Origin of the sequence: Streptococcus oralis (assembly GCF_023109155.1) — a bacterium.
Classification (GTDB): domain Bacteria; phylum Bacillota; class Bacilli; order Lactobacillales; family Streptococcaceae; genus Streptococcus; species Streptococcus oralis_BZ.
This window is the reverse complement of the sequence record NZ_JALDUA010000006.1, coordinates 1-22,984: the sequence shown is the minus strand read 5'-3', so window position 1 is coordinate 22,984 and position 22,984 is coordinate 1. Positions and strand designations below refer to the sequence as shown.

Here is a 22,984-nt window from a genome sequence, read left to right as displayed (position 1 = left end):
GTTCCTCTATCTAATAAAAATAGCTAGGTCTGCTGGCCTAGCTTTTGGTTCAAAGTAGAGAAAGGAATATCATGGCAAATCATTTCCGTACGGATCGTGTGGGCATGGAAATCAAGCGCGAAGTCAATGAGATTTTGCAAAAGAAAGTCCGTGATCCGCGTGTCCAAGGTGTGACCATTACAGATGTTCAGATGCTGGGTGACTTGTCTGTTGCCAAGGTTTACTACACCATTTTGAGTAACCTTGCTTCGGATAACCAAAAAGCTCAAATCGGGCTTGAAAAAGCAACTGGTACCATCAAACGTGAACTTGGTCGCAATTTGAAATTGTACAAAATCCCAGATTTAACCTTCGTCAAAGATGAGTCCATTGAATATGGAAACAAGATTGACGAGATGCTACGCAATCTGGATAAGAACTAAGAAGGAGGGGATACCCTCTTTTTTGTTGTCAGAGTTTGATAATTGCTATCTGATAATGTATCTATCTGATAAAAATCGGTTTAAAAAATTTGTATATTTCAAATAGTATGATATGATAAAGCTTGATATAAATGAAAAACGGAGAGATATATGGCTAAACAAGATATAGCTATGCAAGTACTGCAACAAGTGGTGAAATTACCCGTAGTCAAAGTTGATCGAGAGAAATTTTTGGTGGAAAAGTTTTCTAAGGAATTAGATCGCAAGGATATTGCAACCTTATTAGAACAAGGGCCGACTTCTTTGTTGCCTCAGGAAAGCTTGGATAGAGTGGCCAAGGCCTGTATTAAGGATAATGTCCTGTTAGCCAGTGGAACTTCGGTTTTGGCTGGTCTACCTGGAGGCCTTGCCATGGCGATCACTATCCCGACAGACGTAGCCCAGTTTTATGCTTTTTCATTGAAATTAGCTCAAGAACTAGGCTATATTTACGGATTTGATGATCTTTGGGCATCGCGCAATGAGTTAAGCGAGGAAGCTAAAAACACACTCCTACTATATCTCGGTGTGATGCTGGGAGTAAATGGCGCAGGTGCCCTGCTTCGATCAGGCGGTGTGACAGTAGCCAAGCAAGTCATAAAAGTAGTGAACAAGAAAGCCTTGACAAAAACTCTTTGGTATCCAATTTTAGAAAAAGTTTTGAAAATTTTTGGAGTCAATCTGACAAAAGGAGGCCTAGCCAAAGGGATGGGGAAAGTGATTCCTATCCTAGGTGGAGTCATTTCTGGGGGCTTAACCTTTGCGACCATGAAACCGATGGGAGAAAGATTGCAACGGGAATTGTCCAAGCTAGTCAACTACAATGAAGTGCAATATCAAAGAGACGTTGATACTATCCGAAAAGAGGTAGAAATCATCGAAGGAGAGTAATATGGGATTCATTAAAATTCTAGCCAAGACTTACGGGAATTACTTTTTTGTGATGCAAAGCGTCAAAGTTCTGAAGAACATGAAAAAAGACGACAATGCTCTAGTAGGTTTCGGGAAAGTACTGCTTGCTGACAAGCTGATGGATGTAGCCCAGTGGCTCGCAAAACCAGAGGATAAGGAATAACTTGAAATGAAAGAAACTAGCAGGAACTCTTCTGCTAGTTTTTTAATCTCTCCCCATATGGTATAATATAAGCAGTAAAATCATTTTATACTCTTCGAAAATCTCTTCAAACCACGTCAGCTTCACCTTGCCGTAGGTATGGTTACTGACTTCGTCAGTTCTATCCACAACCTCAAAACACTGTTTTGAGCAACCTGCGGCTAGCTTCCTAGTTTGCTCTTTGATTTTCATTGAGTATTAGAACATACAATGGAGGTCGTCATGGACAATATCATCGATGTGTCAATACCCGTTGCAGAAGTGGTAGACAAGCACCCAGAAGTTTTGGAAATCCTAGTGGAGCTCGGTTTTAAACCACTTGCTAATCCCTTGATGCGCAATACAGTCGGTCGCAAAGTATCACTGAAGCAGGGTTCTAAGCTCGAAGGAACGCCTATGGACAAGATTGTCCGCACACTGGAAGCGAATGGCTATGAAGTGATTGGATTAGACTAATGGCAGATGAACGGATTCATATCCTACGGGATATTTTGTTAGAATTGCATAATGGCGCCTCTCCTGAGTCGGTTCAGGAGCGTTTTGATGCGACTTTTACGGGTGTTTCAGCCATCGAGATTTCCCTCATGGAGCACGAGCTGATGAACTCAGACTCAGGTGTCACCTTTGAAGATGTCATGGAGCTCTGTGATGTCCATGCCAATCTTTTTAAAAACGCTGTTAAGGGTGTCGAAGTGGAGGATACCGAACACCCTGGCCACCCAGTTCGCGTCTTCAAGGATGAAAATCTGGCTCTCCGTGCAGCTTTGATTCGCATTCGGAGATTGTTAGATACCTATGAGTCTATGGAAGACGAGGAAATGCTGGCGGAGATGCGCAAGGGTTTGGTTCGTCAAATGGGGCTGTTGGGGCAATTTGACATCCATTATCAGCGCAAGGAAGAGCTCTTTTTTCCCATCATGGAGCGCTATGGTCACGATTCACCTCCTAAAGTCATGTGGGGAGTGGATGATCAGATCAGAGAACTCTTTCAGACAGCTCTAGCGACGGCTAAGGCACTACCAGAAGTGGCGATTTCCACTGTAAAGGAGGCCTTTGAAGCTTTTGCGACAGAGTTTGAAAGTATGATTTTCAAGGAAGAGTCCATCCTCCTCATGATTCTCCTTGAGTCTTTCACCCAGGATGACTGGATTCAGATTGCGGAGGAGAGCGATGCCTACGGCTATGCCATCATCCGTCCGTCAGAGAAATGGGTGCCAGAACGACAGAGCTTTGTTGAGGAAAAGAGTGCCGAGGAGACAGTACAACTAGACACGGCAGAAGGTCAAGTTCAGCAAGTTATCGATACACCAGAAGGCCAGTTCACCATTACCTTTACCCCTAAGGAAAAGGAAGCAGTGCTGGACCGCCATAGCCAACAGGCTTTTGGCAATGGTTATCTCTCCGTCGAGCAGGCCAATCTCATCCTCAATCACCTCCCTATGGAGATTACTTTTGTCAATAAAGACGATATTTTCCAGTATTATAATGACAATGCGCCAGCTGATGAGATGATTTTCAAACGGACGCCGTCCCAAGTTGGGCGCAATGTTGAACTCTGCCATCCGCCCAAGTACCTAGAAAAGGTGAAGGCCGTTATGAAAGGTCTTCGTGAAGGGGTCAAGGACAAGTATGAAATGTGGTTCAAGTCAGAGTCGCGAGGCAAGTTTGTCCACATCACCTATGCTGCGGTACACGATGAAAACGGAGAATTTCAAGGGGTGTTGGAGTATGTTCAGGATATCCAGCCCTACCGAGAGATTGATACGGACTATTTCCGTGGATTAGAATAAGGAGAATCAATGAGTTACGAACAGGAATTTATGAAGGAATTCGAAGCCTGGGTCAATACCCAGATCATGATCAACGACATGGCGCACAAGGAAAGTCAAAAAGTCTACGAAGAAGACCAAGATGAACGTGCCAAAGATGCCATGATTCGCTACGAGAGTCGCTTGGATGCCTACCAGTTTTTGCTTGGTAAGTTTGAAAATTTCAAGGCAGGCAAGGGATTCCATGATTTGCCAGAAGGATTGTTTGGCGAGAGAAACTACTAATCGTTACAAATCAAAAAGTGCGTATGAACGCACTTTTTCTGTTTATACGTGATGTGTGTGTTTGGTGATCCATTGTTCCATTTTGATATGCAACCAGAATGAATAGATGCCCAAGGTGATGATGGTGAGCAAGAACCACTTGATCCAGTTCCCGAATAATTGAGAACCTGTTCCGTCAAAATAAAGGCGACGTCCATCGATGACAGTGTGCTTAACCTTCCAGTTTTGCATCATACAAACTGCCCATGGTGTAGCGATTCCAACAGTAAAGCCCATGATAAGCATGGCTAGGATAGCATGTCCAACGTAGCTTAAAAGACCACCGTCAAAGTAACTCTCGTTATTCATATCGTTCTCCTTATCAGCTTTTTACGTGAATCAGTCTTGCACATTACTGCATATTTTATCAAGAAGTCGAATCATTGTTAAATTAGTTTGAAAGGAAAAAAACGGCTAGATTTTTAAGGGGAATCTTGTTTCCTTTCTTGATTTTTTCCCAAAATCTTGATAGAATATCTTTATTAAATCCTTGTAAGAGCAGGGATTTTTTATTGAAAGGATTTTATCATGTCAAAGAAACTCCAACGTAAAAAACAATTGCGAAATAGCCTTCGTCGTTCAGGTGCCTTTTCAACTACAGTGACCAAAGTTGTCGAAGAGACCAAAAAAGTCGTGAAACATGCAGAAAAATCTGCCAGCCAAGCAGGAAAAGTTGTCTCTAAAAAAGTGGAACAAGCAGTAGAAGCGACTAAGGAACAAGCTCAAAAAGTAGCCAATTCAGTTGAAGATTTCGCAGCTACTTTGGGTGGTCTCTCAGTAGACCGTGCTAAGACTTTCTATGATGAAGGCATCAAGTCGGCTGCTGACTTTAAAAATTGGACTGAAAAAGAACTCCTTGCCTTGAAGGGAATTGGTCCAGCTACCATTAAGAAATTAAAAGAGCACGGAATCAGCTTCAAGTAATCATTCTTGAGTCTTGCATTTCCGAGAAAAACTTGCTACAATAGAGCCATTAGAGGTGTTTTGGATCCCACATTTTACAGAAAGTGGCGGTGCTGAGAAGTCCACAAATGTGTCAAAACTGGTTGCTGATGGATGAAAAATTGAAATAAAAGTGTCTTTTTGTTTTAAAGACTAGAGTTGCGGGCATCTGCCCGAAATTGGGTGGTACCGCGGATAAACACATTCGTCCCTGTCATGTAGATGGCAGGGGCATTTTTTTATGGGAAGCGAGGTAGAAGGATGACAAGAGCAGAGTTACCAGAACGTTTAGAAACCGAACGGCTAGTCTTACGAGTCCGTACCGTGGCTGATGTTGTGGATATCTTTGACTATGCCAGTAGGTCAGAAGTTTCCTATCCAGCAGGCTTTCCGCCCGTCAAGACCTTGGAAGATGAGATTTATTACCTAGAACATATCCTTCCCGAGCGTAATGAAAAGAACAATCTCCCAGCTGGTTACGGCATAGTGGTTAAAGGGACCGATACTATCATCGGCTCTGTTGATTTCCCTCGTCGTCACGAGGATGATGTCTTGGAGATTGGCTATATCTTACATCCAGACTATTGGGGTCTAGATTATGTTCCTGAAGCGGCACGTACCTTGATTGATTTAGCTTTTAAAGAATTGAAACTACACAAGATTGAACTAACTTGCTTTGGTAATAACCTTCAAAGTCAACGAGTTGCAGAGAAACTTGGCTTTACCCTCGAAGCTCGCATAAGAGACCGCAAAGATGCCCAAGGAAATCGCTGTGACAGTCTGATATATGGCTTGCTGAGGAGTGAGTGGGGGAGTGAAAAGAAATGAAAAAAATACTTTCATATTTCATAGCTTTAGTTCCAATCTTATTATTAATTTCTTTATTGCTTTTAGTACCTATTGTTTTTTTTATATCTTTAGTTCCAAATAATTATTTACCTGTATCTCCGATTTGGATAATAGAAGGCTTGATAGGGATCCTAATATTAGGGTATGGCATTAGGTTAAATAAATTGCCAATTAATTTGAAGTCTAAAATAGTTTATTGGGCTGTGTTCATATTATTAATCATTATAGCCACTATATTAGCTATATATTTCAAAAATTTACTAATTGTTTCTATTTTTTGCCAGTTATTCTTGCTTATAACCTATGTTTTAATATTTGAACAAAGATTTACAGGTTTTAAAACTTATCTTCAAAGAAGTAGGAGTGCACTTGTAGTCTTCAATCTATTTGATACTTTTTTTGTTCTTCTATGTTATTTTTTGAAATATATTATACGAGATAATAAGAATACGATTGATAATTTTTTAAATGAGTTACCAATAACCTATGATACCATAGAATGGATTTTTATTATTTTATCTATGTCTGCATTACTCATATTGTTGCCTGCCTTTCGAGGATATTTATCAGTTTGGTTTTATAAAAAACAAAATGGAATTCACAAACAATCAGGAAGAGTATTTTGGAATTCGAATGTTAAAGCATATGGTATATCAATTATGTCGATATGCTTATACATATCTATGTTTTTTCGAATCAGCTCTCTTAATGATAGTAGAGCCTTGGTTTACTTAATGCTTATGTCTTTTACTGTTTATTTTTGGACAATTGTTTGCGAAGGGATTGATAGAGGCGGAGAAGATAAAGAAAAAGTCTTATCGAATTGGGCTTTGATTGGTTTGTTGTCGATTTTTTTGATTCTTTTAGATCAGATTGAAAGTGATTTAATTGGCATTTTAACATGGTTTTTACCCATGCTTTTGCCAACTTTTATAGGAGAAGTGAATAGCATAATACCAAAAGGTTATTCAAAATCTCCTACCCCTTTTATGAAAAAACATCTTTACTGGCTACAAATGATGAGTTTTAATACATTGTTTATATTTAACATAATATCCTCTATATCAACGAAACAATTAATAAAAAATGAAAAAATAGAACAAATAAATGAATTGAAAATTTTTCTTATCTCTTTATTTGATAGCCAATCGTCTTCAAATTTTGCATCAGGAGTTTTGGTTTCATCTGCTATGTTGCTAATTTCTATAGCTGTTGCTTATGGGCTAAGTAAATTAATTGTATATTTAATACGGAGATATTATATAGAGGCTTCAAATAGATATTTTAATTAGATTATATTTATAGAAAGGACAAACACATGTCTAAAGAACTTTCACCTAAATACAATCCAGCCGAGGTTGAGGCTGGTCGTTACCAAAAATGGCTTGACGCTGATGTTTTCAAGCCTTCAGGCGATCAAAAGGCTAAGCCTTATTCAATCGTCATTCCACCACCAAACGTTACAGGTAAACTTCACCTTGGTCACGCTTGGGACACAACCTTGCAAGATATCATCATCCGTCAAAAACGCATGCAAGGCTTTGATACGCTTTGGCTTCCAGGTATGGACCATGCGGGTATTGCCACTCAAGCTAAGGTTGAGGAGCGCTTGCGTGGTGAGGGCATTACCCGTTATGACCTCGGTCGTGAAAAATTCCTCGATAAGGTCTGGGAATGGAAAGACGAATATGCCACTACTATCAAGGAACAATGGGGTAAGATGGGTCTCTCTGTAGACTACTCTCGTGAGCGTTTCACTCTTGATGAAGGTCTGTCAAAAGCCGTTCGCAAGGTCTTCGTGGACCTTTACAAGAAAGGCTGGATCTACCGTGGTGAGTTTATCATCAACTGGGACCCAGCTGCTCGCACAGCCCTTTCTGATATCGAAGTTATCCACAAGGATGTCGAAGGTGCCTTCTACCACATGGACTACATGCTGGAAGACGGTTCACGCGCCCTTGAAGTAGCGACAACTCGTCCTGAAACTATGTTTGGAGACGTAGCCGTTGCGGTAAATCCAGAAGATCCACGCTACAAGGACTTGATTGGTAAAAACGTCATCCTTCCAATCGCTAATAAATTAATCCCAATCGTTGGGGATGAACATGCCGATCCTGAGTTTGGTACTGGTGTTGTAAAAATCACGCCTGCCCATGATCCAAACGACTTCTTGGTTGGTCAACGTCATAACTTGCCACAAGTCAACGTCATGAACGACGACGGAACTATGAATGATTTGGCCTTTGAATTTGCAGGCATGGACCGTTTTGAAGCTCGTAAGGCAGTCGTTGCCAAGTTGGAAGAAATCGGTGCCCTTGTAAAAATCGAAAAACGTGTCCACAGTGTTGGTCACTCAGAGCGTACAGGTGTTGTGGTGGAACCACGCTTGTCAACTCAATGGTTCGTCAAGATGGATCAATTGGCGAAAAATGCTATTGCCAACCAAGATACAGAAGACAAGGTTGAATTCTACCCGCCGCGTTTCAATGATACCTTCCTCCAATGGATGGAAAATGTCCACGACTGGGTAATTTCTCGTCAGCTCTGGTGGGGCCACCAAATCCCTGCTTGGTACAATGCTGAAGGTGAAATGTACGTCGGCGAAGAAGCTCCAGAAGGCGACGGATGGACTCAGGACGAAGACGTCCTGGATACTTGGTTTAGTTCTGCCCTTTGGCCATTCTCAACCATGGGCTGGCCTGATGTTGATTCAGAAGACTTCAAACGTTACTTCCCAACTTCAACTTTGGTAACAGGTTACGACATCATCTTCTTCTGGGTGTCTCGTATGATCTTCCAATCCTTGGAATTCACTGGCCGTCAACCATTCCAAAACGTTCTTATCCACGGTCTCATTCGTGATGAGCAAGGACGTAAAATGTCTAAATCTCTCGGAAACGGGATTGATCCGATGGATGTTATCGAGAAATACGGTGCCGATGCACTTCGTTGGTTCCTTTCAAACGGTTCTGCCCCAGGACAAGACGTCCGCTTCTCTTATGAGAAAATGGATGCTTCATGGAACTTCATTAACAAGATTTGGAACATCTCTCGCTATATCCTTATGAACAATGAAGGTTTGACCCTTGAGCAAGCTACTGCCAACGTCGAAAAAGTTGTTAATAAGGAAGCTGGCAATGTTACAGACCGCTGGATTCTCCACAACCTTAATGAAACCATTGGAAAAGCTACTGCCAACTTTGACAAGTTTGAGTTTGGTGTAGCTGGGCACATCCTCTACAACTTCATCTGGGATGAGTTTGCGGACTGGTATGTTGAATTGACCAAGGAAGTCCTTTATAGCGACAACGAAGAAGAGAAAGTCATCACACGTTCTGTTCTCCTTTACACTTTGGACAAGATTCTTCGTCTCCTTCACCCAATCATGCCATTTGTGACAGAGGAGATCTTTGGACAAATCTCAGAAGGCTCTATCGTTACAGCAGAATACCCAACTGTCAACCCTGCCTTCGAAGACCTTGTGGCTCATACAGGTGTCGAAAGCCTCAAAGACTTGATCCGTGCCGTTCGTAATGCGCGTGCCGAAGTAAACGTTGCCCCAAGCAAGCCAATCACCATCCTTGTTAAGACAAGCGATAGCGACTTGGAAGCCTTCTTTAACAGCAATGTGAACTACATCAAACGCTTCACAAATCCAGAACACTTGGAAATTGCTTCAAACATCCCTGCACCAGAACTCGCGATGTCAAGCGTCATCACAGGAGCAGAAATTTACCTGCCACTGGCAGACCTCCTCAATGTCGAAGAAGAACTGGCTCGTCTCGACAAGGAACTGACTAAATGGCAAAAAGAACTGGATATGGTAGGTAAGAAGCTCTCTAACGAACGCTTCGTAGCCAATGCCAAACCAGAAGTTGTCCAAAAAGAACGCGACAAACAAGCCGACTACCAAGCTAAGTACGATGCGACCGTAGCACGTATTGATGAGATGAAGAAGTTGGTGAAATAAACTATAAACCTCGGCAATTTGTTGGGGTTTTTGGTATAATTAAAACATCACTAATAATGAGGTTTTAGTATGACTATAAAAGTATATTCCATTGATGAAGTTATTGAAGAGCGGACACTCGATCAAGAAAAGGTAAAAAACATCCGAAAGTTGTTTAATTTTTTGATAGGTGATCAAAGATCTCATCTGGCCGTAAAGTGTATTTTACCTCCTGAAAAACAAACAAACACTTCAGTATTGTTTGAATTTAAAAATCATAGTCCTAAAGACAATTTTGATTTTAAAAAATTCGCTGATAAATTATTGTCAGCAGAAACGAATGAGGATGGGAAAAGAAATAAAACGATTAGAACAGGTATACTGTTTATTGAGCAAATTGGTAGTCATATTAAGTTGATAAAGTTAGAATCGACGAATGCAATTGATCCTGAAACATTTGCTATTAGACAAGATTTAGGATTAGATAATAGTTACTACAAGATTTGTATTTTTGAGAATAATTTTGATAATGTAACCATCATTGATAAAAGTAATACTGCCGCTAAATTTTGGTATAATAAATTTTTGGATTTAAAACTTTTTAGAGATAGTGATACTAATACTGACACATTGATTAAATTTATTAATAATAACTTATTATTTTCTGAAGAAGTTATAAATAGAGAAAACTATGAAGAAGTTAAAGAGTTATCATTAGAATATATTTTTGAAAGTATTTCTTTTGACAAGGTTGAACTAACTAATAAATTAGTTCAAAATAATTTGTTAGATACAAATGATGAAAGTGAGATTTTTTCTGAAAGATCATTGGATTTAGATTCAGAATTTGATATATCTAAGAAAATGATTGTTAAACATTTTAAAAAATCTTTACAAATATCTGATATAACAAGTATTTATACGGATAATATTATTGAGATGAAAGATAGGCAGGAAGTAGAATATAATAGAAATACAGGTAAGTTAGAGTTGGATATTCAGGCGAGGTATCGCTCACAAGTTTTACAAAATCTTGGTATAGATGAATGACTAGTAATATAGTAACAAAATGGCAAAATACTGCTGCGATTATAGATTTAAATTCTCCTTTACAACAAATTTTTAAATCAAATCAGATTGGTCTCAATAAGAATGACGGGTACTATATCTATAATAAAGAAAATACTTGGATTTTTGAAGAAGAATTCATAAATGCACCAAGTCATAATCTACAACAAATTTTTGACAAATTATGTATTAAAAATTATGATAATATACAATATTTTGATTCAGTAACTAGCGAATTTAAAGTAGTTACTGAATCTGATGCTGAAAACTATTTGAAAATTATTAGTTTTAATACCATTAATGGTGTAGAATATGATAAATTAAAAATTTCTTTAAAACTTTTGTCTGGAGGAGACTATAGTTCTAAAAGTAATCGGGTACGCCACCTTATAAACATATATGTGTTATTGCTTTTAGCTAATCGAACAAAAAGACAACAAAATAGACTTGAATTTACCTTTGAAGGAGATTTAGATTCTTTTGTCTTTAAAACTGAATTTGGAAAACAAAATTCAATCGATGGATCATTAGAAATTGATGGATTATTAGAAATTTATGAATGGATTGTTACTGAACAAGAATACAGTGAAGCTTATAAAGTAAAGTTACAGATTGTTCGAAGTTTAATTCTAAAACAAAAAAAACTTGATGGATTGGACTTAATTAAAAATCAAGCAGAATCTATTTTTAATAGAATCGTTAGTGGAAAAACAGACCATTATTTCGAACTTCAAAATAATTTAAAAGATGACTTTATAAAAATTTCGACTATGATTAGTGAATCTAATTCAAGTTTAAATACGAAATTATTTGGTTGGTTAACGGCTTTTTCTTTGATTATTTTTGATTTTATAAAAAAGAGTGATGGTCAAAGTATTTTTGGAAGAATTGTTTGTTCAACTTCAGAAAAAACTAATGTATTGTTATTACTTTTGATTATGGCTTTGTTAATCATCATGATAATGTTTAATTTAGATATTAGAAATATTAGAAAACGATATCAATGTTTAAAAGATCTTTATGTGAGTCAAATGTTTATTTCTGAGGAAGAATTTAACAAATTCATCAAGAAGCCATTGTATCGTAACATGTATAACTTATTATTACTAAGCTTGTTAATTATACTTGTTATAAGATTGTTAATTCCTATGAAATATGGTTGTTTTTAATACAGTTTAATATAGAGTTTCCTTTTTAATATATTTTAGAAAGTAGCTTACCACATGAAAATTCAGTCAATTCATGCCCGTACCTCCCTCCATCGCTCCCATCAGCTGGGTCGCAAAGAAATAAAAAGTCCTGTCACTTTCTCCCATTTAACCTTTGACTATTCTGCAAAATTATCGTACAATAAAGAGTACATGATAAAATGAGGTCAGAGTCTGTTCGCTCTGGCGATAGTAGTAAAAATGAGGAGAAACGCTTTGGAATTAGAAGTATTTGCTGGGCAAGAAAAAAGTGAACTATCTATGATTGAGGTAGCGCGTGCTATCTTGGAACTTCGTGGTCGCGATCATGAGATGCATTTTAGCGATCTTGTAAACGAAATTCAAAACTACCTTGGAACATCAAACAGCGATATCCGCGAAGCCTTGCCTTTGTTCTACACAGAGTTGAACTTTGACGGTAGCTTCATCTCACTTGGAGACAACAAATGGGGCCTTCGCTCATGGTATGGTGTGGACGAGATTGACGAAGAAATCATTGCTCTTGAAGAAAATGATGACGATGAAGTGGCACCAAAAGCTAAGAAAAAACGTGTCAATGCCTTCATGGATGGCGATTCAGATGCTATTGACTACAATGCGGATGATCCAGAAGACGAGGATGCATACGAAGCAGATCCAGCTCTTTCATACGATGATGAAAACCCAGATGATGAGAAAAATGAAGTGGAAGCTTACGATGCAGAAATCAACGAAATCGCCCCTGATGACTTGGGAGAAGACGTGGATCTCAACGAAGAAGACGATGAGTTTTCTGATGATGACGCTGAAACGAGTGAAGAAGAGTAAAAGACTTCACAGAGGAGATCACCTGGTCTCCTTTTTTCTTGCTTGAGCAGGTCATCCGTTTGGATGTGGATTTTTAGTTTGTTTTCTGAAAGCAATCTTCTTATTTTCATCTTTTACCAATTCGGGTTGACAAATGTTCTGCTTTAAGGTATCATATTGTTCGGGCACCTCTTTTAGAGGTCGGGGCTCCCTAGTTACTAGGGAGCTATTTTTGTTTTTTCAGGAAGTTTTTCTTGAAAAGTCGTGATTCATAAGGGTCTTGTTTTCGATCTCCCCTCGTAGTTAACAAGGCCTTGAGCATTTTAGAAAGAGGAATCTATGTCTACGAAATATATTTTTGTAACTGGTGGTGTGGTGTCGTCTATTGGGAAAGGGATTGTGGCAGCAAGTCTGGGTCGTCTCTTGAAAAATCGTGGTCTAAAAGTGACTATTCAGAAGTTTGACCCTTATATCAATATCGATCCGGGAACTATGAGCCCTTATCAGCACGGGGAAGTTTTTGTGACAGATGACGGAGCTGAGACAGATTTGGACTTGGGTCACTATGAACGTTTCATCGATATCAATCTTAACAAATATTCTAACGTGACAACTGGTAAAATTTACAGTGAAGTTCTTCGTAAGGAGCGCCGTGGCGAGTACCTTGGCGCAACTGTTCAAGTCATTCCTCATATCACAGATGCTTTGAAAGAAAAAATCAAGCGTGCCGCTCTAACGACAGACTCTGATGTCATTATCACAGAGGTCGGTGGAACCGTTGGGGATATTGAGTCCTTGCCATTTCTAGAGGCCCTTCGTCAGATGAAGGCAGATGTGGGTGCAGATAATGTTATGTATATCCACACAACCTTGCTTCCTTATCTAAAAGCTGCTGGTGAGATGAAGACAAAGCCAACTCAACATTCTGTAAAAGAATTGCGTGGTTTGGGAATCCAGCCAAATATGTTGGTCATTCGTACCGAGAAACCAGCTGGTCAAGGCATTAAAAACAAACTGGCCCAGTTCTGTGATGTGGCACCAGAAGCCGTTATCGAATCGTTGGATGTCGAACATCTTTACCAAATTCCACTGAATTTGCAGGCACAAGGTATGGATCAAATTGTTTGTGACCATTTGAAATTAGACGCACCAGCAGCGGATATGACAGAATGGTCAGCTATGGTGGACAAGGTCATGAACCTGAAAAAACAAGTTAAAATTTCCCTTGTCGGTAAGTATGTGGAGTTGCAAGATGCCTACATCTCAGTGGTTGAAGCCTTGAAACACTCTGGTTATGCCAACGACGCAGAAGTGAAGATTAATTGGATCAACGCCAATGATGTGACAGCAGAGAATGTGGCAGAACTCTTGTCTGATGCGGACGGAATCATCGTACCAGGAGGTTTTGGCCAACGTGGTACGGAAGGAAAAATTCAAGCCATCCGTTATGCGCGTGAGAATGATGTCCCAATGTTGGGTGTCTGTTTGGGAATGCAGTTGACTTGTATCGAGTTTGCTCGTCACGTTTTAGGGCTTGAAGGTGCCAATTCTGCAGAGCTTGATTCTGATACAAAATACCCTATCATTGATATCATGCGTGACCAGGTTGATATTGAGGATATGGGAGGAACCCTTCGTTTGGGACTTTATCCGTCTAAGTTAAAACGAGGTTCTAAGGCAGCAGCTGCTTATCACAATCAAGAAGTGGTGCAACGCCGTCACCGTCACCGTTATGAGTTTAACAACGCCTTTCGTGAACAGTTTGAGGCAGCAGATTTTGTCTTCTCAGGTGTTTCGCCAGACAATCGTTTGGTAGAAATCGTTGAGATTCCTGAAAATAAATTTTTTGTGGCTTGTCAGTATCACCCTGAACTTTCCAGCCGTCCGAACCGTCCAGAAGAACTCTACACTGCCTTTGTGACTGCAGCAGTTGAAAATAGTAACTAGTTATCTTCTAATCTCTGAGAATAATCTCAGAGGTTTTTTAATTCATTCAGGAACTCAGGCGCTTGGCAATAAGAATTAGACTCACTGAGGGAAGAGATTTTCCTTGCTCGTATACGGCTTCCCTATTTGTCCTAGAGCCCTTTTTGTGTTACAATGAATGATATGAAAGCTAAGAAATTATGGATGACTGGCTTGACTGTGGCTGGTCTAAGTGCCCTTGCTTTGGGTGCCAAAAAAGCAGCAGATAACCACAAACTCATGAAGACGCAAGAAGAGTTGACCGCTATCGTGCGCGAACTTTTCTCAGATATGGGTGAGATTGCGACTCTCTATGTTCAAGTCTACGAAAGTAGCCTAGAGCGACTTGTCGGAGGAGTCATTTTCGAGGATGGCCGTCATTACACCTTTGTCTATGAAAATGAAGACCTGGTCTATGAGGAGGAAGTCTTATGATTACTCCCAATAGTATAGAAGAACTAGCAGGTTTTGTCGAGCAAGATGGCAAGAAGGTTTTTCTTTTTGTGGCGGACTGGTGTGGCGATTGTCGTTATATCTATCCTGCCTTGCCAGAGATTGAGGAGACAAATCCAGAGTTCACATTTATTCGAGTGGACCGTGACCAGTACATGGATCTAGCCAAACTCTGGGATGTGTACGGGATTCCTAGCCTTGTTGTGCTAGAAAAGGACAAGGAAATCGGCCGATTTGTCAATCGCGACCGTAAAAGCAAGCAACAAATTAACGACTTTTTAGCAGAACTGAAATAGGAGAAAAGGAAAGAATGATTTTTACATATAATAAAGAGCATGTTGGCGATGTCCTTATGATCATCGTGAAAAACAGCGGAGATGCCAAACTAGACGTGGAGCGCAAAGGCAAAGTAGCCCGTGTTTTCCTCAAAGATAATGGGGAAACAGTAGCTTGGAATATTTTCGAAGTTTCAAGTTTGTTCGAAATTGCAGAGCGCGGTCAAGTCTTTTTGACAGATGAGCAAGTAGCACGTTTGAACCAAGAATTGCAGGCGGAAGGATTTACAGAAGAAATTGTCAATGACAAGGAACCTAAGTTTGTTGTTGGTGAGATTGTTGAGATGGTAGCTCACCCAGATAGCGACCACCTTAATATCTGCCAAGTTGCAGTCGCAAGTGACAAGACAGTGCAAATCGTTGCAGGGGCTCCCAATGCGCGTGTCGGTTTGAAAACTATTGTAGCTCTTCCTGGAGCGATGATGCCAAAAGGAAATCTTATTTTCCCAGGCGAACTTCGTGGTGAAAAGAGTTTTGGCATGATGTGCAGCCCTCGTGAACTTGCCTTACCAAATGCTCCGCAAAAACGTGGGGTTATTGAATTATCAGAAGACCAAGTTGTCGGAACTCCATTTGACCCAGCCAAACACTGGACGGCCTAGGAAATTGTCGGTATTTGATAGACCAGATAGAGGGGGATAAGATGGCGAAAAATGTAGTGATTACAGGAGCGACCTCAGGAATCGGTGAAGCGATTGCGCGTACTTATCTGGAGCAGGGGGAGAATGTCGTTCTAACAGGGCGACGGACAGACAGACTAGAGACTCTCAAGTCAGAGTTTGCAGAAACTTTTCCTAATCAAACCGTTTGGACCTTTCCACTGGATGTCACGGATATGACCATGGTCAAGACTGTCTGCTCCGATATTTTGGAAACGATAGGGCAGATTGATATATTGGTCAATAACGCTGGACTAGCTCTTGGCTTAGCACCCTATCAAGACTATGAAGAGTTGGATATGCTGACCATGTTGGATACCAATGTTAAGGGCTTGATGGCAGTTACTCGCTGTTTCTTACCAGCGATGGTAGCAGCCAATCAAGGTCATATCATCAATATGGGGTCAACTGCAGGAATCTACGCCTATGCGGGTGCGGCGATCTATTCAGCCACCAAGGCTGCGGTTAAAACTTTTTCAGATGGTCTGCGAATTGATACCATCGCAACGGACATCAAGGTGACAACCATTCAACCGGGGATCGTCGAAACAGATTTTTCTACAGTACGTTTTCATGGTGACAAAGGGCGGGCTGAGGCGGTCTACCAGGGGATCGAAGCCTTGCAAGCTCAGGATATTGCAGATACAGTGGTCTATGTGACCAGTCATCCTCGTCGTGTGCAGATTACAGATATGACTATTATGGCCAATCAACAGGCGACAGGTTTCATGGTTCATAAAAAATAAAAAATTTTCTCGAAAAGTTACAAATTTCTGTAACTTTTTTTGATTTCCTGCGAATAGATAAGTAGGAGGATGAAAAATGTATAATAAAGTTATCATGATCGGGCGCTTGACGTCTACACCAGAATTGCACAAAACCAACAATGACAAGTCAGTAGCGCGAGCAACTATCGCTGTGAATCGTCGTTACAAAGACCAAAACGGTGAACGTGAAGCTGATTTTGTCAATCTTGTTCTTTGGGGGAAATTGGCTGAAACCTTGGCAAGCTACGCAACTAAAGGTAGTCTCATCTCTGTGGATGGAGAACTTCGTACCCGTCGCTTTGAGAAAAATGGCCAGATGAACTATGTGACTGAAGTCCTTGCCACAGGATTCCAACTTTTGGAAAGCCGCGCCCAACGTGCTATGCGTGAAAATAACGCTGGACAGGATTTGGCAGATTTGGTCTTGGAAGAGGAGGAATTGCCATTTTAAACATTGAAAAGTCTGAGTTGGTCTCAGACTTTTTATCTTGCCAAAGTCAGACTTTTTTCTTGACTATTTCTGACCAAGTGATACAATAGAACTATAAATTAGCACTCATATATAAAGAGTGCTAATAATATGTAGTTTATCATGGAGGAAAACAGATGTTGAAACCATTAGGAGACCGTGTGGTCTTGAAAATCGAAGAAAAAGAACAAACTGCTGGAGGCTTTGTCCTTGCGGGCTCAGCCCAAGAAAAAACAAAAACAGCCCAAGTTGTAGCTACTGGACAAGGGGTTCGTACCTTGAACGGTGACTTGGTTGCTCCAAGCGTTAAGGCTGGAGACCGTGTCTTAGTTGAAGCCCACGCTGGTATTGATGTCAAAGATGGCGATGAAAAGTACATCATCGTTGGCGAAGCTAACATCTTGGCTATCATTGAAGAATAGAAGGAGAAAGTAAGTATGTCAAAAGAAATTAAATTTTCATCTGATGCTCGTTCAGCGATGGTTCGTGGTGTCGATATCCTAGCAGACACTGTTAAAGTAACCTTGGGACCAAAAGGTCGGAATGTCGTTCTTGAAAAATCATTTGGTTCGCCCCTCATCACCAATGACGGTGTGACCATTGCAAAAGAAATCGAGTTGGAAGACCATTTTGAAAACATGGGTGCCAAATTGGTATCAGAAGTAGCTTCAAAGACCAACGATATCGCAGGTGATGGAACAACAACTGCAACTGTTTTGACTCAAGCAATCGTCCGCGAAGGAATCAAAAACGTCACAGCAGGTGCTAATCCAATTGGTATCCGTCGGGGTATTGAAGCAGCGGTTGCCGCAGCTGTAGAAGCCTTGAAAAACAATGCCATCCCTGTTGCCAATAAAGAAGCCATCGCTCAGGTTGCTGCCGTATCTTCTCGTTCTGAGAAAGTTGGCGAATACATCTCTGAAGCTATGGAAAAAGTTGGCAAAGATGGAGTCATCACCATTGAAGAGTCACGTGGTATGGAAACAGAGCTCGAAGTCGTGGAAGGAATGCAGTTTGACCGTGGTTACCTTTCACAGTACATGGTGACAGATAGTGAAAAAATGGTGGCTGACCTTGAAAATCCATACATCTTGATTACAGACAAGAAGATTTCCAATATCCAAGAAATCTTGCCTCTTCTAGAAAGCATTCTCCAAAGCAATCGTCCACTCTTGATTATTGCAGATGATGTGGATGGCGAAGCTCTTCCAACCCTTGTATTGAACAAGATTCGTGGAACCTTCAACGTAGTTGCTGTTAAGGCTCCTGGTTTCGGTGACCGTCGTAAGGCTATGTTGGAAGAAATCGCTATCTTGACAGGTGGAACAGTTATCACAGAGGATCTTGGTCTTGAGTTGAAAGATGCGACAATTGAGGCGCTTGGTCAAGCAGCGAGAGTAACTGTGGACAAAGATAGCACTGTTATCGTAGAAGGTGCTGGAAATCCTGAAGCTATTTCTCACCGTGTTGCGGTTATCAAGTCTCAAATCGAAACTACAACTTCTGAATTTGATCGTGAAAAATTGCAAGAACGCTTGGCAAAATTGTCAGGTGGTGTCGCAGTCATCAAGGTCGGAGCTGCAACTGAAACTGAGTTGAAAGAAATGAAACTCCGCATTGAAGATGCCCTCAACGCTACTCGTGCAGCCGTTGAAGAAGGAATCGTTGCAGGTGGTGGAACTGCTCTTGCCAATGTCATTCCAGCCGTTGCTGATTTGGAATTGACAGGAGATGAAGCAACAGGACGCAATATTGTTCTCCGCGCCTTGGAAGAGCCTGTTCGTCAAATCGCTCACAATGCAGGATTCGAAGGTTCTATTGTTATCGATCGCTTGAAGAATGCTGAGCTTGGTACAGGCTTCAACGCAGCAACTGGCGAGTGGGTCAACATGATTGAAGAGGGAATCATTGACCCAGTTAAAGTGAGTCGTTCAGCCCTTCAAAATGCAGCATCTGTAGCCAGCTTGATCTTGACAACAGAAGCAGTCGTAGCCAATAAACCAGAACCAGTTGCCCCAGCTCCAGCCATGGATCCAAGCATGATGGGCGGGATGATGTAAAATTAACTTATAAAAAAACCAAAGAAGGGAATGCATATCCCTTCTTTTTATGATAATCTCTTCTAAATAGATTTGAGCTCTCCTAACTTATATGATAAAATAAGACTAGAAAAAGGAGAAGAACATGATCGATGTAGAAGAAATTCTGAGCAAGATGAACCCAAATCAGAAGATTAATTATGACCGTGTCATGCAGAAGATGGTACAAGTATGGGAGAAAAATGAGCAACGTCCAACTATTCTCATGCATGTTTGCTGTGCTCCTTGTAGTACCTACACCTTAGAATACCTGACAAAATACGCTGATGTGACCATCTATTTTGCCAATTCCAATATCCATCCTAAGGCAGAATACCACAAGCGGGCTTATGTCACCAAAAAATTTGTCAGTGATTTCAATGAGCGAACGGGAAATACGGTTCAGTATCTTGAAGCTCCCTACGAACCAAATGAATACCGAAAGCTAGTCAGAGGACTTGAAGAAGAACCCGAAGGTGGCGACCGTTGCAAGGTGTGCTTTGATTACCGTCTGGACAAAACAGCGCAAGTGGCTATGGATTTGGGATTTGACTACTTTGGTTCAGCCTTGACCATCAGTCCCCATAAGAATTCTCAAACCATCAACAGCATCGGAATTGATGTGCAAAAGATTTATACAACCCACTATCTCCCAAGTGATTTCAAGAAAAACCAAGGTTACAAGCGTTCGGTGGAGATGTGCGAGGAGTATGATATTTATCGTCAATGTTATTGTGGATGTGTCTATGCAGCTCAAGCCCAGAACATTGATCTTGTTCAGGTTAAGAAGGATGCCACGGCTTTCTTGTTGGATAAGGATGTTGAAAAAGACTATTCCCACATCAAGTTTACTGTTACTAAATTAGATATATAGAAATTAACCCAGCTTCCAGGCTGGGTTTTTCAAATAAAAAACCAGGGCTCTCACCCCGGTTTGACAACTTTACCGATTCTTTAGTTCTATGTAGCGTTTGTACCAAATGTTGACATAGGCCTCTGAGAAAGGACCGCGTCCATTGTTGATCCAATCAACAAGGATTTTAACATGCTCTTTCAAAATATAGTCTAAATCATCAGAATACTTCATTTTGCGTTTATGGCGCTCATACTCTTCAACGTCCAAGAGACGCTTTTCACCATCAGTGAAGACCTTGACATCCAAATCATAATCAATGTATTTCAGGGCTTCCTCATCTAGATAGTAGGGGCTGGCCATATTGCAATAGTAGGAAATCCCATTATCGCGAATCATGGCAATAATATTAAACCAATATTTTTTGTGAAAGTAAACAATAGCCGGTTCTCGAGTCACCCAACGACGACCGTCACTTTCGGTAACAAGTGTGTGGTCGTTGACGCCGATAATGGCGTTCTCTGTTGTTTTTAGTACCATGGTGTCTCGCCAAGTACGGTGAAGACTCCCATCATGCTTATAACTTTGAATTGTAATAAAGTCGCCTTCTTTTGGAAGTTTCATAACTAACCAACTTTCTACAATTTATAAGTTTATCGTTTACTATTATATCATAAATCGGTCTAATTTTTTTGAATTTTACACGAAAATGTTAAAGATATTCTCTGAGAGCGCTTGCTATATCCGAAAAATCATAGCCTTTTCTAGCTAGGACCTGAGTTAAACGTTGCTTTAGTTCGTAACCTTCATATTTACGAGCATATTTAGAATATTGTTTATCCAGTTCTTTAAAAATAAGCTCTTGAGTCGTTTCTTGGTCGACTTGACTATCCAAGTCATCAAAAGCATTTTTAGCATCAGAATAGGAGAAGCCTTTGTTCGTCAAGTTTTGAATAATCTTATCCTGCAAGGCACGAGCAGGAAGCTTTCCATTGTATTTTTTAAGCAGTTTTTCTGAAACACGTTGAGCAACCTCTGAAAAATCAAAATCCTTTAAAACCTCTTCAATCGTTGATTTGGCAATCCCTTTTTGAGACAGTTTTTGAGCTAGCACATAAGGTCCCTTATCTCCAGAAAGTTGATTGGCGTTGATGATAGAGCAGGCATACTGACGATCATTTATCCAGTTATCATCTTTAAGACTAGCGATAACTTGACTAATGATTTTTTCTTCAATATCATACTTTTTCAGATACTCTCGCACTTCCTTTTCAGTACGAGCCTTGAAGGATAAATGGTAGAGGGCGAGATTCTTACCATACGAAAACTGAGCAAAGCCCTGAATCTCGATAAGTTCCTCTTTGCTAATGACCTTATCTCGAGACAACATAAAACGGACGATGGTATCTTCCGTGATATAAGAGGTTTGCTGTCCATCTAACTCCATCAAGTAGAGACGTTTTTTCTTTTCAAGTTTTGTGATTTTCATAGTTCTATTATACCCTAAAATGTGATAAGATAGGGGTATGAATCTGAAAGTCAAACAAAAAATACCTTTAAAAATCAAGCGGATGGGCATCAATGGTGAGGGAATCGGTTTCTATCAGAAAACCCTCGTTTTTGTGCCAGGCGCTCTCAAAGGAGAAGATATCTATTGTCAGATTACTTCTATTAAACGTAATTTTGTTGAAGCCAAATTGCTAAAGGTCAATAAGAAATCTAAATTTCGAGTCGTACCGGCTTGTACGATTTATAATGAATGTGGTGGTTGCCAAATTATGCACCTCCACTATGATAAACAGTTAGAGTTCAAAACGGATCTGCTCCGCCAAGCCCTGAAAAAATTTGCTCCTGCAGGATATGAAAACTATGAAATCCGTCCAACTATCGGAATGCAGGAACCAAAGTACTACCGTGCTAAGCTTCAATTCCAGACTCGAAAATTCAACAATCAGGTCAAGGCAGGTTTGTATGCGCAAAACTCTCATTACCTCGTAGAGTTAAAAGACTGCTTGGTACAAGATAAGGAAACCCAAGTGATAGCGAATCGCCTAGCTGAACTTCTTACTTACCACCAAATTCCAATTACAGATGAGAGAAAAACGCTCGGTGTTCGCACCATCATGGTACGCAGAGCAAGAAAAACGGGGCAAGTTCAGATTATCATTGTCACAAATCGCCAGCTTAATTTAAATCAACTGGTCAAAGACTTAGTCAATGATTTTCCAGAAGTTGTCACGGTTGCTGTCAATACAAATACAGCAAAAACAAGTGAAATCTATGGTGAAAAGACGGAAATTATCTGGGGCCAAGAGAGTATTCAAGAAGGAGTACTGGACTATGAGTTTTCTCTCTCGCCCCGAGCTTTTTATCAGCTTAATCCGGAGCAGACAGAAATTCTCTATAGTGAAGCAGTTAAGGCTCTGGATGTCAGCAAAGAGGATCATCTGATCGATGCGTATTGCGGTGTTGGGACAATCGGATTTGCCTTCGCAAATAAGGTCAAGAGTCTCAGAGGAATGGATATTATTCCGGAAGCTATTGAAGATGCCAAGCGAAATGCTAAAAAAATGGGATTTGACAATACCCATTATGAGGCGGGAACAGCAGAAGAGATTATTCCACGCTGGTATCAAGAAGGCTACCGAGCAAATGCCCTGATAGTTGACCCTCCTCGTACAGGCTTAGATGATAAGCTGTTGGATACTATTCTGACCTATGTTCCAGAAAAAATGGTCTATGTATCCTGCAATGTTTCGACCTTGGCGCGAGATTTAGTTAAATTAGTAAAAGTCTATGACCTCCAGTATATCCAGTCGGTCGATATGTTTCCCCACACTGCACGGACAGAAGCAGTGGTTAAGTTAGTGAAGAAAAGAAAAAATCAACTTCACTGAAAAAAGTCCTTGACAAAGGTAAAAAAGTAGGTATAATA

The 22,984-nt window shown here is 40.4% G+C and carries 26 protein-coding genes; 23 read left to right on the top strand and 3 right to left on the bottom strand.

The features are described 5' to 3' along the window. Positions 1–71: 71 nt before the first annotated feature. From rbfA to M1F63_RS09640, 6 genes are all read left to right on the top strand, one after another. Positions 72–422 carry a 30S ribosome-binding factor RbfA gene (gene rbfA / locus M1F63_RS09665; protein ID WP_001273601.1) on the top strand — a complete coding sequence of 117 codons (351 nt, stop codon included), beginning with the start codon at positions 72–74 and terminating at the stop codon, positions 420–422. 150 nt (positions 423–572) lie between these two features. Then, positions 573–1,352, top strand: a complete 780-nt coding sequence (locus M1F63_RS09660; RefSeq protein ID WP_084848905.1) for a hypothetical protein — start codon at positions 573–575, stop codon at positions 1,350–1,352. Between the two features lies 1 nt (position 1,353). Further along, a complete protein-coding gene (locus M1F63_RS09655; protein WP_000505782.1) occupies positions 1,354–1,536 on the top strand; it encodes a hypothetical protein in 183 nt (60 codons plus the stop codon). 261 nt (positions 1,537–1,797) lie between these two features. Continuing rightward, positions 1,798–2,031 (top strand): DUF1858 domain-containing protein, encoded by a 234-nt coding sequence (locus M1F63_RS09650; RefSeq protein ID WP_000368739.1) that lies wholly within the window; start codon positions 1,798–1,800, stop codon positions 2,029–2,031. Beyond that, positions 2,031–3,365 carry a DUF438 domain-containing protein gene (locus tag M1F63_RS09645; RefSeq protein WP_247918197.1) on the top strand — a complete coding sequence of 445 codons (1,335 nt, stop codon included), beginning with the start codon at positions 2,031–2,033 and terminating at the stop codon, positions 3,363–3,365. Before M1F63_RS09650 ends, M1F63_RS09645 begins: the two co-directional genes overlap by 1 nt. A 9-nt stretch (positions 3,366–3,374) precedes the next feature. After that, entirely contained in the window at positions 3,375–3,629 is a 255-nt protein-coding gene (locus M1F63_RS09640; protein ID WP_000119707.1) for a DUF1912 family protein, read from the top strand. 42 nt (positions 3,630–3,671) lie between these two features. On the opposite strand, the gene M1F63_RS09635 is transcribed toward M1F63_RS09640, so the two are convergent. After that, a complete protein-coding gene (locus M1F63_RS09635) occupies positions 3,672–3,977 on the bottom strand; it encodes a DUF898 family protein (protein WP_001058555.1) in 306 nt (101 codons plus the stop codon). A 219-nt stretch (positions 3,978–4,196) separates the two neighbouring features. Between M1F63_RS09635 and M1F63_RS09630 the strand changes: the two genes are divergently transcribed. The 16 genes from M1F63_RS09630 to M1F63_RS09555 all read left to right on the top strand — a co-directional run bounded on the left by M1F63_RS09630 (position 4,197) and on the right by M1F63_RS09555 (position 20,070). Beyond that, positions 4,197–4,592: a helix-hairpin-helix domain-containing protein gene (locus tag M1F63_RS09630; RefSeq protein ID WP_049489719.1), complete on the top strand. Its 396-nt coding sequence runs from the start codon at positions 4,197–4,199 to the stop codon at positions 4,590–4,592. A 279-nt stretch (positions 4,593–4,871) separates the two neighbouring features. Further along, the gene (locus M1F63_RS09625; RefSeq protein ID WP_247941303.1) at positions 4,872–5,438 is read left to right on the top strand and encodes a GNAT family N-acetyltransferase; all 567 of its coding nucleotides are present in this window, start codon (positions 4,872–4,874) and stop codon (positions 5,436–5,438) included. Then, positions 5,435–6,751, top strand: a complete 1,317-nt coding sequence (locus tag M1F63_RS09620) for an ABC transporter permease (protein ID WP_084848909.1) — start codon at positions 5,435–5,437, stop codon at positions 6,749–6,751. Before M1F63_RS09625 ends, M1F63_RS09620 begins: the two co-directional genes overlap by 4 nt. A gap of 26 nt (positions 6,752–6,777) precedes the next feature. Further along, positions 6,778–9,429: a valine--tRNA ligase gene (locus M1F63_RS09615; RefSeq protein WP_084848910.1), complete on the top strand. Its 2,652-nt coding sequence runs from the start codon at positions 6,778–6,780 to the stop codon at positions 9,427–9,429. 69 nt (positions 9,430–9,498) lie between these two features. Next, the gene (locus M1F63_RS09610; RefSeq protein ID WP_084882439.1) at positions 9,499–10,458 is read left to right on the top strand and encodes a hypothetical protein; all 960 of its coding nucleotides are present in this window, start codon (positions 9,499–9,501) and stop codon (positions 10,456–10,458) included. Continuing rightward, positions 10,455–11,645, top strand: coding sequence for a hypothetical protein (locus tag M1F63_RS09605; RefSeq protein ID WP_247941302.1), 1,191 nt, complete (start codon positions 10,455–10,457; stop codon positions 11,643–11,645). The genes M1F63_RS09610 and M1F63_RS09605 overlap by 4 nt, the downstream gene beginning before the upstream one ends. A 255-nt stretch (positions 11,646–11,900) precedes the next feature. Further along, on the top strand, positions 11,901–12,491 hold the full coding sequence (gene rpoE, locus M1F63_RS09600; protein WP_000418407.1) for a DNA-directed RNA polymerase subunit delta: 591 nt from the start codon (positions 11,901–11,903) through the stop codon (positions 12,489–12,491). A gap of 318 nt (positions 12,492–12,809) precedes the next feature. Next, a complete protein-coding gene (gene pyrG, locus M1F63_RS09595; protein ID WP_247941301.1) occupies positions 12,810–14,417 on the top strand; it encodes a CTP synthase in 1,608 nt (535 codons plus the stop codon). A 153-nt stretch (positions 14,418–14,570) separates the two neighbouring features. Further along, complete coding sequence (locus tag M1F63_RS09590; protein ID WP_247941300.1) at positions 14,571–14,870, top strand: DUF4651 domain-containing protein; 300 nt, start codon at positions 14,571–14,573, stop codon at positions 14,868–14,870. Continuing rightward, entirely contained in the window at positions 14,867–15,184 is a 318-nt protein-coding gene (locus M1F63_RS09585; protein ID WP_000632566.1) for a thioredoxin family protein, read from the top strand. Before M1F63_RS09590 ends, M1F63_RS09585 begins: the two co-directional genes overlap by 4 nt. A 14-nt stretch (positions 15,185–15,198) precedes the next feature. Further along, positions 15,199–15,825 (top strand): YtpR family tRNA-binding protein, encoded by a 627-nt coding sequence (ytpR, locus tag M1F63_RS09580; RefSeq protein ID WP_247941299.1) that lies wholly within the window; start codon positions 15,199–15,201, stop codon positions 15,823–15,825. A gap of 41 nt (positions 15,826–15,866) precedes the next feature. Then, positions 15,867–16,628, top strand: a complete 762-nt coding sequence (locus M1F63_RS09575; RefSeq protein WP_247941298.1) for an SDR family NAD(P)-dependent oxidoreductase — start codon at positions 15,867–15,869, stop codon at positions 16,626–16,628. A 76-nt stretch (positions 16,629–16,704) separates the two neighbouring features. After that, on the top strand, positions 16,705–17,100 hold the full coding sequence (locus tag M1F63_RS09570) for a single-stranded DNA-binding protein (RefSeq protein WP_000282459.1): 396 nt from the start codon (positions 16,705–16,707) through the stop codon (positions 17,098–17,100). Between the two features lie 155 nt (positions 17,101–17,255). After that, positions 17,256–17,540 carry a co-chaperone GroES gene (groES, locus tag M1F63_RS09565; RefSeq protein WP_000917312.1) on the top strand — a complete coding sequence of 95 codons (285 nt, stop codon included), beginning with the start codon at positions 17,256–17,258 and terminating at the stop codon, positions 17,538–17,540. A 15-nt stretch (positions 17,541–17,555) separates the two neighbouring features. Beyond that, positions 17,556–19,178, top strand: a complete 1,623-nt coding sequence (groL, locus tag M1F63_RS09560; RefSeq protein ID WP_247941297.1) for a chaperonin GroEL — start codon at positions 17,556–17,558, stop codon at positions 19,176–19,178. Positions 19,179–19,302: 124 nt separating this feature from the next. Next, entirely contained in the window at positions 19,303–20,070 is a 768-nt protein-coding gene (locus tag M1F63_RS09555; RefSeq protein WP_000567567.1) for an epoxyqueuosine reductase QueH, read from the top strand. A gap of 69 nt (positions 20,071–20,139) precedes the next feature. Here M1F63_RS09555 and ntdP read toward each other — a convergent pair whose 3' ends face one another. Both ntdP and recX read right to left on the bottom strand, forming a co-directional pair. Next, complete coding sequence (ntdP, locus tag M1F63_RS09550) at positions 20,140–20,673, bottom strand: nucleoside tri-diphosphate phosphatase (protein ID WP_000775318.1); 534 nt, start codon at positions 20,671–20,673, stop codon at positions 20,140–20,142. 88 nt (positions 20,674–20,761) lie between these two features. Next, positions 20,762–21,538, bottom strand: coding sequence for a recombination regulator RecX (gene recX / locus M1F63_RS09545; RefSeq protein ID WP_139690247.1), 777 nt, complete (start codon positions 21,536–21,538; stop codon positions 20,762–20,764). 37 nt (positions 21,539–21,575) lie between these two features. Between recX and rlmD the strand changes: the two genes are divergently transcribed. Next, positions 21,576–22,946, top strand: a complete 1,371-nt coding sequence (gene rlmD / locus M1F63_RS09540) for a 23S rRNA (uracil(1939)-C(5))-methyltransferase RlmD (RefSeq protein WP_139690246.1) — start codon at positions 21,576–21,578, stop codon at positions 22,944–22,946. Positions 22,947–22,984: the final 38 nt, after the last annotated feature.

Excerpts from the sequence above, each read along its gene's own strand:
- M1F63_RS09655 (WP_000505782.1), top strand. The coding sequence starts at position 1,354 with ATGGGATTCATTAAAATTCTAGCCAAGACTTACGGGAATTACTTTTTT.
- M1F63_RS09660 (WP_084848905.1), top strand. The coding sequence starts at position 573 with ATGGCTAAACAAGATATAGCTATGCAAGTACTGCAACAAGTGGTGAAA.
- M1F63_RS09640 (WP_000119707.1), top strand. The coding sequence starts at position 3,375 with ATGAGTTACGAACAGGAATTTATGAAGGAATTCGAAGCCTGGGTCAAT.
- M1F63_RS09615 (WP_084848910.1), top strand. The coding sequence starts at position 6,778 with ATGTCTAAAGAACTTTCACCTAAATACAATCCAGCCGAGGTTGAGGCT.
- M1F63_RS09585 (WP_000632566.1), top strand. The coding sequence starts at position 14,867 with ATGATTACTCCCAATAGTATAGAAGAACTAGCAGGTTTTGTCGAGCAA.
- M1F63_RS09575 (WP_247941298.1), top strand. The coding sequence starts at position 15,867 with ATGGCGAAAAATGTAGTGATTACAGGAGCGACCTCAGGAATCGGTGAA.
- groES (WP_000917312.1), top strand. The coding sequence starts at position 17,256 with ATGTTGAAACCATTAGGAGACCGTGTGGTCTTGAAAATCGAAGAAAAA.
- M1F63_RS09650 (WP_000368739.1), top strand. The coding sequence starts at position 1,798 with ATGGACAATATCATCGATGTGTCAATACCCGTTGCAGAAGTGGTAGAC.
- rlmD (WP_139690246.1), top strand. The coding sequence starts at position 21,576 with ATGAATCTGAAAGTCAAACAAAAAATACCTTTAAAAATCAAGCGGATG.
- M1F63_RS09645 (WP_247918197.1), top strand. The coding sequence starts at position 2,031 with ATGGCAGATGAACGGATTCATATCCTACGGGATATTTTGTTAGAATTG.
- M1F63_RS09570 (WP_000282459.1), top strand. The coding sequence starts at position 16,705 with ATGTATAATAAAGTTATCATGATCGGGCGCTTGACGTCTACACCAGAA.
- pyrG (WP_247941301.1), top strand. The coding sequence starts at position 12,810 with ATGTCTACGAAATATATTTTTGTAACTGGTGGTGTGGTGTCGTCTATT.
- M1F63_RS09635 (WP_001058555.1), bottom strand. The coding sequence starts at position 3,977 with ATGAATAACGAGAGTTACTTTGACGGTGGTCTTTTAAGCTACGTTGGA.
- M1F63_RS09625 (WP_247941303.1), top strand. The coding sequence starts at position 4,872 with ATGACAAGAGCAGAGTTACCAGAACGTTTAGAAACCGAACGGCTAGTC.
- M1F63_RS09620 (WP_084848909.1), top strand. The coding sequence starts at position 5,435 with ATGAAAAAAATACTTTCATATTTCATAGCTTTAGTTCCAATCTTATTA.
- M1F63_RS09605 (WP_247941302.1), top strand. The coding sequence starts at position 10,455 with ATGACTAGTAATATAGTAACAAAATGGCAAAATACTGCTGCGATTATA.
- ntdP (WP_000775318.1), bottom strand. The coding sequence starts at position 20,673 with ATGAAACTTCCAAAAGAAGGCGACTTTATTACAATTCAAAGTTATAAG.
- groL (WP_247941297.1), top strand. The coding sequence starts at position 17,556 with ATGTCAAAAGAAATTAAATTTTCATCTGATGCTCGTTCAGCGATGGTT.
- M1F63_RS09610 (WP_084882439.1), top strand. The coding sequence starts at position 9,499 with ATGACTATAAAAGTATATTCCATTGATGAAGTTATTGAAGAGCGGACA.
- recX (WP_139690247.1), bottom strand. The coding sequence starts at position 21,538 with ATGAAAATCACAAAACTTGAAAAGAAAAAACGTCTCTACTTGATGGAG.
- M1F63_RS09555 (WP_000567567.1), top strand. The coding sequence starts at position 19,303 with ATGATCGATGTAGAAGAAATTCTGAGCAAGATGAACCCAAATCAGAAG.
- M1F63_RS09590 (WP_247941300.1), top strand. The coding sequence starts at position 14,571 with ATGAATGATATGAAAGCTAAGAAATTATGGATGACTGGCTTGACTGTG.
- ytpR (WP_247941299.1), top strand. The coding sequence starts at position 15,199 with ATGATTTTTACATATAATAAAGAGCATGTTGGCGATGTCCTTATGATC.
- rbfA (WP_001273601.1), top strand. The coding sequence starts at position 72 with ATGGCAAATCATTTCCGTACGGATCGTGTGGGCATGGAAATCAAGCGC.
- M1F63_RS09630 (WP_049489719.1), top strand. The coding sequence starts at position 4,197 with ATGTCAAAGAAACTCCAACGTAAAAAACAATTGCGAAATAGCCTTCGT.